Origin of the sequence: Shewanella japonica, from assembly GCF_002075795.1 — a bacterium.
GTDB classification, from domain to species: Bacteria; Pseudomonadota; Gammaproteobacteria; order Enterobacterales; family Shewanellaceae; genus Shewanella; species Shewanella japonica.
In genome coordinates, this window is the sequence record NZ_CP020472.1 from 2,522,680 (window position 1) to 2,536,533 (window position 13,854).

At 38.9% G+C, this 13,854-nt stretch carries 13 protein-coding genes; 1 reads left to right on the forward strand and 12 read right to left on the reverse strand.

The genetic code is table 11. From position 1 onward, the window contains the following. Positions 1–12: 12 nt before the first annotated feature. From SJ2017_RS10740 to pssA, 4 genes are all read right to left on the reverse strand, one after another. Positions 13–1,983, reverse strand: a complete 1,971-nt coding sequence (locus tag SJ2017_RS10740; RefSeq protein ID WP_080917460.1) for a RecQ family ATP-dependent DNA helicase — start codon at positions 1,981–1,983, stop codon at positions 13–15. A 46-nt stretch (positions 1,984–2,029) separates the two neighbouring features. Continuing rightward, a complete protein-coding gene (locus tag SJ2017_RS10745) occupies positions 2,030–2,353 on the reverse strand; it encodes a hypothetical protein (RefSeq protein ID WP_055024559.1) in 324 nt (107 codons plus the stop codon). Positions 2,354–2,421: 68 nt separating this feature from the next. Beyond that, complete coding sequence (locus SJ2017_RS10750; RefSeq protein WP_080915752.1) at positions 2,422–3,243, reverse strand: tRNA-uridine aminocarboxypropyltransferase; 822 nt, start codon at positions 3,241–3,243, stop codon at positions 2,422–2,424. A 172-nt stretch (positions 3,244–3,415) separates the two neighbouring features. Continuing rightward, positions 3,416–4,729 carry a CDP-diacylglycerol--serine O-phosphatidyltransferase gene (gene pssA / locus SJ2017_RS10755; protein WP_055024561.1) on the reverse strand — a complete coding sequence of 438 codons (1,314 nt, stop codon included), beginning with the start codon at positions 4,727–4,729 and terminating at the stop codon, positions 3,416–3,418. Positions 4,730–5,198: 469 nt separating this feature from the next. On the opposite strand from pssA, the gene dacB reads away from it, so the two are divergent. Continuing rightward, positions 5,199–6,641 (forward strand): D-alanyl-D-alanine carboxypeptidase/D-alanyl-D-alanine endopeptidase, encoded by a 1,443-nt coding sequence (gene dacB / locus SJ2017_RS10760; protein ID WP_167692913.1) that lies wholly within the window; start codon positions 5,199–5,201, stop codon positions 6,639–6,641. A gap of 119 nt (positions 6,642–6,760) precedes the next feature. Here dacB and SJ2017_RS10765 read toward each other — a convergent pair whose 3' ends face one another. From SJ2017_RS10765 to ihfB, 8 genes are all read right to left on the reverse strand, one after another. Continuing rightward, complete coding sequence (locus tag SJ2017_RS10765; RefSeq protein WP_080915754.1) at positions 6,761–8,518, reverse strand: acyl-CoA dehydrogenase family protein; 1,758 nt, start codon at positions 8,516–8,518, stop codon at positions 6,761–6,763. Between the two features lie 272 nt (positions 8,519–8,790). Further along, positions 8,791–9,579 carry a CLCA_X family protein gene (locus SJ2017_RS10770; protein ID WP_080915755.1) on the reverse strand — a complete coding sequence of 263 codons (789 nt, stop codon included), beginning with the start codon at positions 9,577–9,579 and terminating at the stop codon, positions 8,791–8,793. Positions 9,580–9,668: 89 nt separating this feature from the next. Beyond that, the gene (locus tag SJ2017_RS10775; protein ID WP_080915756.1) at positions 9,669–10,220 is read right to left on the reverse strand and encodes a DUF2058 domain-containing protein; all 552 of its coding nucleotides are present in this window, start codon (positions 10,218–10,220) and stop codon (positions 9,669–9,671) included. A gap of 23 nt (positions 10,221–10,243) precedes the next feature. Further along, complete coding sequence (locus SJ2017_RS10780) at positions 10,244–11,071, reverse strand: SDR family oxidoreductase (protein ID WP_080915757.1); 828 nt, start codon at positions 11,069–11,071, stop codon at positions 10,244–10,246. A gap of 94 nt (positions 11,072–11,165) precedes the next feature. Then, a complete protein-coding gene (gene pyrF, locus SJ2017_RS10785; RefSeq protein WP_065108037.1) occupies positions 11,166–11,861 on the reverse strand; it encodes an orotidine-5'-phosphate decarboxylase in 696 nt (231 codons plus the stop codon). Positions 11,862–11,957: 96 nt separating this feature from the next. Next, positions 11,958–13,118: a lipopolysaccharide assembly protein LapB gene (gene lapB, locus SJ2017_RS10790; RefSeq protein ID WP_080915758.1), complete on the reverse strand. Its 1,161-nt coding sequence runs from the start codon at positions 13,116–13,118 to the stop codon at positions 11,958–11,960. 1 nt (position 13,119) lies between these two features. After that, entirely contained in the window at positions 13,120–13,419 is a 300-nt protein-coding gene (locus SJ2017_RS10795) for a LapA family protein (protein ID WP_247663178.1), read from the reverse strand. Positions 13,420–13,552: 133 nt separating this feature from the next. Beyond that, positions 13,553–13,840, reverse strand: coding sequence for an integration host factor subunit beta (gene ihfB, locus SJ2017_RS10800; protein WP_055024570.1), 288 nt, complete (start codon positions 13,838–13,840; stop codon positions 13,553–13,555). Positions 13,841–13,854: the final 14 nt, after the last annotated feature.

A 13,854-nucleotide genomic window follows, 5' to 3' on the forward strand; every position in this document is an offset into this window, starting at 1 on the left:
CTTCTTTTAAGGTTAACGACGCTCTTCAATAAGTTGAATGATTTCTTGATAACGATACTCGCCACAATAGCCAAATCCTGGTAATTGTTTCACTCGTATACGAGCGAATATTGGCAATGTCATACCAGCAAGAAATTTAGCTTTTACAGCAGTAGAGATACTTGAGTGCCCTTTTGCGCTCATATGGGACACAAATTCTGATAGATACTGCTCAACGTTGGCTAACTGATTTAACGCTATATGACTTTTTTGCGGCAGAATCGCGACTTCACCACGACAAACGCTACAATGTCCACACTGCTGCGGCGCTCTATTATCATCAAAATAATGGTTCAAACGAGCTGTGATACACGTCTTTGATTCGAAAAAATCTAACAACTGATTAAGACGTGAGATTTCTTTTACTTCATTGCTTTGAAAATATTGAGAGAGTTGAGCAACAAGATCTGCTTGAACTAGCCTACTGCTGTTAACTTCAAAAACTTGGGTAATTTTTTTAGTTTCAAGAAGAATCATCTGCTTGTCAGCCAAATAATCTAATGCTGCAACAACTCGTTGTCTTTCAGCACCAAACTCTTGATAAAGTGAGTCAAAATTTAACTGGCCCCATATTTTTTTAAAGTGAGTATGGGCAAAGATTTGAGTTAAAAATGCTTGTCTTGATTCATCAAACTGCGCTAAGACAGCCGCTTTATCTTGAACAAATTGATATTTAAATTCGGCAAAGTAAGCAAAGCTAGGTTTTAACACATTCGCCAACTCAAGTTGTACAAGCAAAGTCTTTAACGGTAAAAGTTTTATATTGGTACTGGTTGAAATAGCAGACTCTTGCATTTCCCACTGACCATTATCAGTTTCTTGACTAATATGTTGGATAAGCTTTTGTATTGCACTAGCTTCAGGCGTGTCGCCATAAACAAAATTCTCTATGGTATTTAAACCATCTTTGTTAGCTAAAGTGACACAATGAGACAGCTGGCCATCTCGCCCTGCTCGTCCAATCTCTTGGCTGTAATTTTCAATAGACTTTGGCAAATCGTAGTGAATGACAAATCGAATATCGCTTTTGTCTATTCCCATACCAAATGCAATTGTCGCAACAATAATCGGGATTTGACCTGTCATAAATTGCTGTTGGATCCGATGGCGGGTTTCAGCATCTAACCCTGCATGGTATGCAGTACAATTAACTCCCTGTGAGCGTAGATACTGCGCCACATCTTCTGCCGTTTTTTGCAACGTCACATAAATAATCCCAGCACCTTGATGATGGTGAATGGCATTCAATAATTCGATGTTTTTATCTTGTTCTAATGTTGCCTTAACACTGATATCAAGATTGGGTCGATAAAACCCCGTCTGTACAATTTGCTCCGCTGAAATAGCAAAGTGTTGAGCAATATCCTGTTTGACTTTAGCCGTTGCCGTAGCGGTAAGTAACAATACCTGAGGGATAGCAAAGGATTGACAGTAAACCGGTATTTTTAAGTAGTCAGGTCGAAAATTATGACCCCACTCAGAAATACAGTGCGCCTCATCGACCACTAATAAAGAAATCTGAATAGAAGCGAGAAATTGTCTGAAACGTTCATTTTTAAATCGTTCAACTGATACCATTAAAATTTTAGTGTGGCCACTTCGAACGTCTCGCATCACTTGTTGACTTTGATCGTAACTCTGACTCGAATCAATACTAGCGGCATTGATCCCTTTATCCTTGAGGAAAGCAATTTGATCTTTCATTAATGCTAATAAAGGTGAGATAACCAAAGTAACGTTAGCTAGCTGTAAGGCACTAAATTGATAACACAAAGATTTACCAGAGCCAGTAGGGAAAATAGCTAGAGAGGAACGTCCTAAAAGGATATGTTCAATAACAGCTTGTTGTCCTTCACGAAATTCATCAAACCCAAATTGTTGTTTAAGTTGCTGATGTAGAAATTCACTATCAGCGGCTTGTAAAACTTGAGTTGAGTCATGCATAGGATTCATTTGAATACCTTATGGAAAAAGAAGAACAGTCAAACTGTTATGATTTTCGAGCAATATACTGGTTGATTAATAATGTTAATTTATCTTCAAACGTTTCCTGTACAAGCTCTAAATCTTGTCCGAAACGATGAAGATACTTTGCGGCTTGTGCACGAGTTAACATCTTATTGGCTAAACAATAAGCCATTTCATCGCGCTTTTTATCAAATCGCGGTTCAAGAAACCATTGGCATGTTTCTGTATCTAAATTCGCTAATGTTTGTTGTGCTAGTTGGCAGAACGTGTCGATGTGCTCTATTCCATCTGGCCCTAAGCATCCTGGCTCAAGGCGATACAGCACGATTAATTTATTATCAAACATGTTGAGCGTCGCATCCTATGCGTAAACAAGAATTCTTATAACATTTATGAAAAATAACAATCATAAATTTATAGCTGATTGGCGTTAATCATAGCCTGTTTAAAGTTATCAATATAGTGCTGAATTGGAACGATATCTTCTTTAAGTCGGCGATTACGCCCAAGCAATGATGATTCAACAAATAAATCAAACCATGCTGATAATGCCAAGCCTTGTAATGGTTCATCAATTGCGTGAAATGCTAATGCAGCAACTTCTGCAGTAGATAATTGAAAATCATGGCTGCCTTTTCTTAACTCATAAGTGGCTAACGTTTCCGGTGTGAAAGATAACAATGGCAGTTTATGAAGGTAAGGGCTTTTTTTGAACATTTTAATTGCTTGGCGCCAGCTACCATCCAATAAAATCAATAAAGGTATCTTTGGAGCAGATGAACCATGTTTAGCCTGCGGGATAATATGGGGATTGTCATTCTCTGTCGAGCAGTTCAGTTGATTAATATGTTCAATCACTGGCTGACCCTCTTGGGCATACTGTTCTGGAAATATCAACATAGGTTGATATTTAGGATCATTTATCATATCGACCATCTGCTTACTCGGCTCAGTACGAGACCACAGAAAAGCACTGGTATTAGGGACAAGATCAGCTATTAGTCTGCCACTATTGGTAGGTTTTAGTACTTCATCATCGTACATTATCAACATGAAGTTAGCAGACGTTTTAAGATACTCTCTATGCAAGCAAGTGCAAAAAAGTTCGCCTAATAAACACCATGGGCAACGGACTAACTTTTTGCCTCTTGCTGCAAAAGGTTTAGTTGAAATGGATTTACGATATTGATAAAGACGATGAACAGCATGTTGCTGCTCTTTAGGTAACGCCAACATGCAAGACTCTCTTTGAAAATGACTATAGCATCATGATGATGTCAGCTAGTATTTGGAATATGGTTAACGAACAGCAATCACATAGCCATTATGGCTTAATTCAGATTATAACACGCGATTAATGCTGTTAAAATAACTCATCACCCGAAGGTGATGAATTATAAACTTAGAACTAAAGTATTCTGCGAAGCAAGAAATCTGCTTTAAGCCGCTTAATTCTAGTCATAATTTTTTTCACAGGAACAGGATACTTCTGTAACGTTTCAATTTGGCTATAATGGAACAGCTTTTCAGTATGCGTCAGAATATAGTCTTGTTCTTGCTCAAACTTTTCTTTCCAAGCGCCAGATTCATCATGCAACAACAGACCGTTTTCTAAATCTAACGCCCAAGCTCTTGGGTTTAAATTTGAACCAGTAATCAGATGCTTTTTACCATCAGCACTTATCCCTTTTAAATGGTAACTATTAATACCATTTTTCCAAAGGTGGATGCGTAGTTGACCACTTTCAACTGCCCATTGTTGGCGTTTAACAAACTTTCGTAATGATTGCTCATACATATACGGAAGCGCACCAATGGTTGAAAATTCTTTTTCTGGCGGAATATAAAAGTCATTTGCCGTTTTATCACCGACAACAATATCAATACTTTTGCCATTTCTTAAATGGCGAGTAAGTGCCCTAACCAATGCATTCGGCGGATTAAAGTAAGGCGTACAAATGAATAGTGACTCTTGTGATTCGTCAACAAGCTTTACTACTACCTCATTTAACTTATTCTTTTTTCGGCCCAAGCCAACTAGCGGTGTAACCCGGTTACCAATACGTGTGCTTTCAAATTCATATTTAGAACGACCTAAACGCACTTTAAAAGTACGAACATCATTTTTCTCAGGACATTGCTCAACGTCTTTATCTTGAGTTAATGAACATACAGCGGGATCGCTGACTAAGAACTGATGAATATATTGACGCATGCTTCGAGCTAACTCAGCAGACTCAATTAAGTGATAGCGATCGAAACGATATTTTTCAAACTGTTGGAAGTAAATATTATTGATACTGGCGCCACTAAAAATTACGGCATCATCGATAATAAAACCTTTAAGGTGCAGAACCCCCATAAATTCGCGAGATTTTACAGGTACCCCAAGGATATCGAACGGTACCTCAGCCTCTAACATAGCTTTTCGGTACATAATATAATTGCCACTATCACCTTTATGACCAATAAGTCCACGGCGAGCGCGGTGATAATCAACTAACACGACAATGTCTAAATCGGGGTTTGCTGCTTTGGCAGCAAGTAACGCAGTTAAAACTTCACGGCCAGCCTCATCATCTTCAAGATAGAGGGCTGCGATATAAATGGCATTCTTTGCCGTCGCAATACGTGATAATAACTCAGTTTTAAACTGAAGCGGTTCTAGCAACCATTTTAATGAATCCGCTTGTAATGCGATACCACCTAGCTTATCCAGCAAGGCAACCTCCTTAAATGTTCCTCAATGACGTCATTGAGCAAACGTACGCGCAATTTTACGAATACCTAATACAGAAAGTAGTTCTTTAAAGAAGTACTAAACGTATTGATGTGGTACTCATTCTGTTTGTAAATATAACGCGTCGTAAAAACTAATTAACAAAATATTTGGAAATAGAAATTACCTACTAATAGGCTGCGGGGCAAGGTTTTTCTGCATTCAAACAACTGTTTGGTTAGTTTATGAGAGGCAATTAATACAATTAAGAATAAAACCTAACGAATTTCTCACGAAATAACGCAAGTATTTACAGGTATCAAAGGTTAAAAAAATCGAAATTTTAACTGATTATAGATTCATTAGGTGTAAACCTAAGCTAAATGGCGTATTTTATCGATAACACAACCTTCCTTAGCTGCTTATGTCTTTTATAAAAAAATCTTGGCTAACCTCCTTCAAGCCAACGCCAATGATACTCTTACTTGGCTTGAGTTTACCTGTCAAAGCTAATGAGTACATCGATAACATGATGAAAATCATTAGTCCTGCGCAATCTCAAATTGCCGTGAATATTTGGGATGTATCTAATGGTAAAACTGTGTATCGCATAAATGATCAAACATTAATGTTACCTGCCAGCATTCAAAAGGTAATCACTGCCGTTGCTGCAAGTAAGCAGTTAGGCAAAACTTTTCAATATGAAACAAGTCTTACCTACGACGGCGCTATCAATGATGGCACATTAAATGGGAATCTATATCTGCACTTTCAAGGTGATCCAACCTTAAAACGCGCCCACTTAACGACGTTAATCAACCAACTCACTGAATTAAAAATCAGCCAGATCTCAGGTGATGTAACCTTGATTGCTCATGCATCTAATCAAACCAGAGCACCTGGTTGGGCGTGGGACGATTTAGGTATTTGTTATGCGGCGCCAGTATCAAATTTTATTATTGATAGAAACTGTGCCAAAGCTACATTAAGCCCAACTGAAGAACGTTCAACTGTTAAAGTAAAATCGATTTACCCTATAAACATCAAAACGACAGCAGAGTTTGATCCAACAATTCCGGTCAAAGATGCGCAAATGCATTTTTGTGAATTACACATGCAACGCTTTGACGGCAACCATTATAAAATCGAGGGCTGCTATCCAGGGAAGAAACCAATCAGACTCGCTATCGCAGTCAATAACCCTAAATTATATAGCCAACAGGTCATCAGTGATTTATTAACCCAAAAAGGCATCCAGTTTACTGAGGTCAAAACGGCCGAAAATGCCCCGACTACACAAACAGTAATCGCAACCCATTATTCAAAGCCTCTACCTGATTTACTTAAAATCATGTTGCAAAAATCAGATAATTTAATCGCTGATAGTTTATTAAAACAAATTGGCCTAAGCTATTTCCATCAAAAAAAGCATAAAGTTAATCACCATGATGATATTACTCAATCTGCTCGCAGTGATAGCTTTACTCTAGGCGCAAGAGCGATTGAAAGTATCATGCTAGAGATTGGTCTCCCGTTCATTGAAGCCAATATAACTGACGGCTCGGGTTTATCTCGCTATAACTTATTGACCGCACAACAAATGATGTCCTTATTGCAGTTCATAAAACAAGATAAAGACACTCAGTATATTGAGCAGTTATTACCTGTATCAGGTCGCTCTGGCACTTTAAAACACAAAGCTTATTATAATCAGCCACCGCTAAAAAATGTGGTTCAAGCAAAAACAGGGACTATGATGGGGGTTGAGAATTTAGCGGGTTATATCACTGCGAGTAATGGTAAACAATATGCTTTTGTCATCATCGAAAATGGCCTAAGTGCTAAGGCAAAAAAAGCTCGCCTGGCGCCATTTAGTGCCCTTTTTCTGCAAACCTTAAATGACTTACCAAATTAACAATAAAGATTTAACCTTTTAAAACGACATAAAAAAGCACTTTGAATAACTCAAAGTGCTTTTAATTTTCTTATTTGCTCGCATACAAGCCAAACGGTTTTAGCAGACGAGATTGTTCCCTAAAATAACTCTGCTGGCATATCCATAATAGCGCTATCGCCTCGAGAAACCTGCGCTAGATGGAAGTCAGCTTTAGGTAATACTTTCTCCATATAAAACTTAGCGACGTAGCTTTTTTGTTCGGTAAAGTTTGCATCGTCATGCCCTACCGCTTTGTCAGCTAGCAGTAATGAATAGTAACCATAAAGTATGTAACCAAAGGCATCTAAGAAATCTACAGCGCTTGCATTGATTAATGCAGGCTGAGTTAGCTTATTATCATTGATGTGACTCGCAATGCTAAGTAGGTTATCAAATCGAGTGCTAATAGCAGATTTATCTTCAGCTGAAACGTGTTGTAACTCATTTAGCTCAGCAGTAATTTCTGCAACAAATTGACTCAATGTTGCTAGGTTATCACCTGTCACTTTACGGCCTAAGAAGTCAATGGCTTGAATACCATTAGTCCCTTCATAAATTTGTGCGATCCGTGTGTCACGCACAAATTGCTCAATGCCTGTTTCGCGAATATAACCATGACCACCAAATACTTGCTGAGCCATAATTGTTGCATCTAAACCACGATCAGTTAGAAATGCTTTAGATACTGGCGTGAGTAGTCCAACGTATTTTGCAGCCTTTGTTTGAACGTCACCTTCGCCATGTTTGGCTAAATCTAATTGCTTGCCAGTGAAAACTGAAAGTGCTCTACCCGCATCTGTGATTGATTTAATAGTCAGTAACATTCTACGGACATCACCGTGAACGATAATGGGGTCAGCTGCAGCGCCTGTAGGTGAGCCGCCAGCAGCAACCCCTTGAACACGTTCTTTGGCATAATCAGCAGCCATTTGATACGCACCCTGAGCACTGCCTAAGCCTTGAATACCTATCGCAAGACGCTCATAGTTCATCATAGTGAACATACACACTAAACCGCGGTCGACTCTACCAACTAAGTAGCCTTGTGCATTATCATAATTCATAACACAAGTCGCTGACGCTTTAAGCCCCATTTTGTGTTCAATTGAGCCAACAGATACGCCGTTAGGCTCGCCCAAAGTCCCATCATCGTTGACTGAAATCTTTGGAACTAAAAATAACGAAATACCATTAGAGTTCGGCAGTTTAGCAAGCACTAAATGAATAACATTTTCAGTTAAATCATGATCGCCGCCAGTAATGAAAATTTTACTACCAGAAATTAAGTAACTGCCATCTTCTTGTGGTTCAGCTTTAGTACGAATATTACGAAGATCTGAACCTGCTTGCGGCTCTGTCATGTCCATGGCACCAGACCATTGGCCTGAATATAGATTTGGTAAATATTTCTCTTTTAATTCTTCTGTAGCATGAGCATTGATACATAAAGCAGCACCAGCAGTCAGTGAGCTGTATAAAGTGAAAGAGTTACATGCGCTGTAGTTCATTTCATCAACTAAAACGCCTAACATTTTTGGCATTCCCATACCGCCAAAATCCGGCTCACCACATAAGCCAACCCAGCCACCATCGGAAAATTGTTGATAAGCTTCTTTAAATCCATCTGGCGTAATAACCTTGCTACCTTCGTGCCTTACTTCTTGCTCGTCACCATTTCTGTTAATAGGTTGAATCAAGTCACGGCTAATCTTGCTAGCTTCATCTAGAATAGCGACTGCGGTGTCCATATCGACCATTTCAGCCATAGCTGGCATGTTTTGCCATGTGGTATTGGCATCAAAGACGTTTTCTAATAAGAATTGCATGTCTTTCAAAGGAGCTTGGTAAGGATTCATATCACACTCTTAAACAGATAATTAAAACAGTTGTTTCAATTTATACAAAAGGACTATGAAACACAAGCTGTATCTGTAGTAAAAAGCATAAATAATGAATAAATTTTACAAATAAACATCCCACTCACTACTTGGTTATGAGTCGCATAAATACGCCTAAAAATAGCGGAAATTAGACAAGGTTTTGAATTCGAAGTGAGTATAAAAGGAACAACTACATATTTGCTAAAGAAAACAAAAACGCAATTGAGTGAGATAACGGCTTAAACATGTTATTGAGCCGATGAACGTTCGAATGCTGCACCAAGTAGAGAAAAGTAATCTAAAATAGCAGCCATAATTTGCTCTCTATGGCCGACATTTGGATATATTAACCGAGTGGCTTGATCTGATTTAGTCGTCCCTGACACAAGATAATTATTTCTTAATGAACCAAACGATTCTATTGAAGATTCAAAAGCACGCGCCATTAGTTCTGTAGGCTTAGAGAAATAATAACTACCTTGTACCTTATCAACCTTAATTGCATTGGTTACAAACTCACTAGCAGACTGTCCATCTTCACTTAATAAAACAAGTTTAAACAAGTTAGATAGCTTATCGTTAAGCGCATGTGGTTTTAATAGATGATCATTAAGCCATAAATCTGATGCACAAGCATACTTGCTGTGACGATCTTCAAAGGCTTTTGCCACTATATAATGATCAAATGCATGCCAAAACTCATGCGCTAACGCACCAGCACCGGCATTTTTAGCTAATGCTAACTCTCTTGTGCTTGGGGAATAATGTGCTTGCACACCTTTTTGGCCACCACGACCAAATAGCATATTTAATGTCTTTCTAAGACCAATAAGTTCAGCGGGAACATTCAGTATCTGAGAAAGATCTGCTAAAGAATCAAAAACTAAATTTGCTGCAATTTTTGACTCATCAGCAGTCACCCATTTACCCACACTGATATGCCTTAAGCCAAACGTTTGTTTGATATCATTGAAATTGGCTTGCTCGCCAAGGCGATAATCTAGTCCATTGCGAAAATATTGTGTATGTTGCAGCAAAACTGAATAACCTATTCGTGGCTAAATTTAAAAAGGATAAAACAGTCATAAAAAATGCCTCAATATGAGGCATTTTTTAAGATAATGAATTACCACATAAGGTCATCAGGGATAGCATAATCCGCATATGGATCATCTTCTTTAGTCACTTGCTCTGTTTGGTTATCATCAGTATCAGTCCAAAGATAACCACACCATTCTGGAACCAATAAATTGACGCGTTCAGCTAATTTATGCGGTACTAAATAGCTTTTATCTTCGTAACGGATAATACCAACTGCACCAGAAAGTAACTGACCTTGTAATTTCTCATTCACATAAACTGATAAGATTTTATTATTAACCGTGAAGTTAAATTTGATTTCAGCATCAGTAGGAATTGAAATAGCGAACTTGGTAAACTCAGTGATGAGTCCACGCACTTGGCCTTTTTCTTCAGCTTCTGCAAAACGTTTTTCATTTAATGCACGATCTTTCTCAGCTTGCTCAAGTTTTTGCTGTGCAATTTGTTGCTTTAAATCTGCACTACCATCATCTATCTTGACTTTCTTCTGCTTACGTTTTTGAGTTTTAACATCACGCGCTTTTTGTTTGCTCGCTAATCCTGCTTTAAGCAATTGCTCTTGTAATGCGTTTGCCATTTAAATCACCTTAAAATTATTTACTATTCTGGCATGTGTTTAGCTAGTGCATCCATTGCCGCGCCTGCACCACCTAATGACCAACCACCATCAACGGGTAAAATTGTTCCAGTGATGTAAGACGCCATATCCGATGCTAAAAATAATGCTGCGTTTGCAATATCTGATTTAACTCCATTGCGTTTCAATGGAACACTGTCAGCTATCATTGATTTTAATGCTTTACTTGGTGCTAAGCGATCAAAACCTTCTGTTTCGTCAATAGGTCCTGGTACTATCGAATTGACTCTAATTCCATCTACACCCCATTCTATTGCTAACGTGCGAGTTAGCATATCTACACCGGCTTTGGCTGCACAAACATGTACTTGCAGCGCCATTGGCACATAAGCTTGTGGCGCAGAAATCTGAATAACATTGGCACTGGTTTTACCATCAGTTTGACTAATAGCTTTTGTCAGCAGTGGATAAGCTTGCTTAATAACTTGGAAACTTCCAAGCAGGTCAATGTCCATTACTGATTTAAATCCATTCGCTGATAGATCTTTAGCGCACGAAGGAAAATTCCCTGCGGCGCCGCTTACCAGAACATCGATATGGCCAAATGCTTGTTCTATATTGGCAAAACCTTGACTAACAGCCTCAATGTCACGGACATCAAAACTGACCCCAAGATGCTTTCCATTTGGGTTTGCTAATTTAAGTTCATTTACAGCTGAGTTAACTTTTTCAACACTACGACTCGCTACAGCAACATTGGCTCCTTGCTTAGCAAAAGCGCATGCTATGCCAAGGTTAATACCACTGGTGCCTCCTATAACAACAACATTCTTTCCTTGATAATCAAACATTAAACGCCCCTGATTTGTTGTGTTGTAAAGTAAACCGTATTGACACTAGTTAAACGCATCACAGGTTTACTTTTACTCTCAGCTGTAATCGACTCTATTTAAGTGAATCAACAATTTGGTGCAATGAAGCCAGTGGATCTGCCGCTTTAGTTATCGGTCTTCCAATCACTAAAAAGTCAGAGCCTGCCGCTACTGCTTTAGGTGGTGTCATCACGCGGTGTTGATCGCCTACATCGGCGCCAACAGGCCTAATACCTGGAGTCACTAAATTAAACGATTGGCCAAAAGATGACTTTAACATCGTCGCTTCTTGGGCAGAACATACAACCCCGTCAAGGCCTGCTCTATGTGTAAGCGCAGCTAAGCGCTTAACGTGCTCTTGTGCAGGCACATTAATGCCCAAAAGCGCTAAGTCTTCATCGCTCATCGATGTTAAAACAGTTACAGCGATAAGTAATGGCGCATCATTGCCGTAGTTAACAAGTGCTTTCTTGGCAGCCTCCATCATGGCTAGCCCACCACTTGCATGAACGTTGGTCATCCATACCCCTAAATCTGCAGCAGCTGACACTGCCTTAGCAACGGTATTTGGAATATCGTGAAATTTTAAATCTAGAAATAAATCAAAGTCACGGTCATGTATGTCTTTAACCAATTGTGGCCCAAATAAAGTAAACATTTCTTTACCCACTTTTAAACGGCACATCGTTGGATCAAGCTTGTCGATTAACGATAACGCTTCATTTTTATTATCGTAATCTAAGGCTACTACAATTGGTTTATCAGTCATGTTTACTCCGTAAGATAATCATTAAGCATACTCACAATGAATACGTAATGACGTATGGGTGTTCGTTTTGTAACGCTAGATTGTTGATGTCTTGGTTTACTCACCATCAAGTCCTTTAACACGCTTAATGCTGCCCCACTCTTTGCAAGATGGGCAATGCCAATACAAGCTATGCGCAGGGAACCCACATGAACAACAGCGGTAACTTGGTCTAAATTTAATTTGTTGCTCTACTAACTTTTCAAGCATCGATAAGCTTTGTTTTGCTTGTCCATCTTCAGCCTGCTTGATATGTAACTGCATTAGATGTTGAAACCCCTTCATTGTAGGATGACGATACAAGTGGTCTAGCACCATTTTTTCAGCATTCTTAGTATTCCCTTGCTCAATTTTGTGTTTAGCAAGGGCAATAATAACACTGGCTCCACCGCCGGACTCCAGTGCTTGCTGTAAAAGAGATTGATAGCCTTCTAAGTCATTACTGTCTCGGTAAACTTGTCTAGCAACACCAATAGCGTCGGCAAATAATTCTATATCTGCAAGCTTTAATTCTAAGATGGCTTTTTTACATTGGGAGACTTGATTTGAATCAAGATAGATTTTTGCGAGGGTTAACCAAGCTCTGCCACAATGCTCATCAAGCTTAATGGCTTGTTGAAGTAATTTGATTTTCTCATCGCTTTCAGTCGCTTCATCAGATAACTGGCAATAAAAATGTGCAGTGATGGATTTGAGTGCTTGCTGACGTTTGCGACTTAAGCCTTTAGTGATGTTAATGGCGTTTTGCCATTCTTTGGTCACTTGATAAATCGAGATTAATTCACTTTCTGCTTCTTTGCTATGTTCATCTTGACTAACGAGATTGAGAAAAATTTCTTCTGCTCGATCATAAAAGCCCGCTGCTAAATAATCTTTTCCCAGTTCCATCATGGCAATGTCACGTTGCTCGGTGGTGAGACTGGGCCTTGCGATGAGGTTTTGATGGATACGAATTGAGCGATCAACTTCACCACGTTTACGAAATAATGAACCTAAAGATAAATGTGTGTCGATTGTTTCATCATCGACATCTAGCATAGTAATAAAGAGATCAACCGCTTTGTCTGATTCATTTGAAAGCAAAAAATTAAGCCCAGTGAAATAGTCTCTACTGAGTTTCTTACTTTGTTGCTTTTGATTCTGTCGTATACTTCTACGCCCCATATACCAACCGTAACCGGCTGCTATAGGTAACAACAGAAAGAGGATTTCTAGCATATTATGCAGTGGTATCCTGTGCTATTGGATCAGACACTTTATCAGTTAACTGAGCAATGGTTTTGTTTCGCTTACGAATGACCATTTTCATTTTGAGAATATAGTAACCGGCAAATAACCAGCTAATCAAAAAACCTGCTAAAAACACAATGGCCAAAACAACAGGTAAACGATATTGGCCTTCTGCAACAAAATAGCTGACCGTCACAATTTGTTCGTTTTTGGCACCAAACAATAAGGCGAGAACAAAAAATAATCCAACAATGATAATGGCAATAAACGATTTCACATGCAGCTCCATTCAATCTGTGAGTGATAAAAATTCAATCTTATCAATACAACTGATTATCCAAGATATTTAGCCAAGTAACCAGCTTTGAAAAGCAATAGATACAAAAAAGCCTCCAAAAGGAGGCTTTTTAATCAAGCGTTAATCAATGATTAACCGCATCGACACGTTCGCGCAGTTCTTTGCCAGGCTTAAAGTGCGGTACGTATTTGCCTTCCAATTCAACTGAGGTACCAGTTTTTGGATTACGGCCAACACGCGGTGCACGATAGTGAAGAGAAAAACTACCAAATCCACGGATCTCAATACGATCACCGCCTTCTAATGTTGTTGCCATTTGCTCCAACATTTCTTTAATAGCACTTTCCACTTCTTTTGCCGACAACTGCGACTGCCTAGTGGCAAGTTTTTCGATCAGTTCGGATTTTGTCATCCTATACCCTCTAT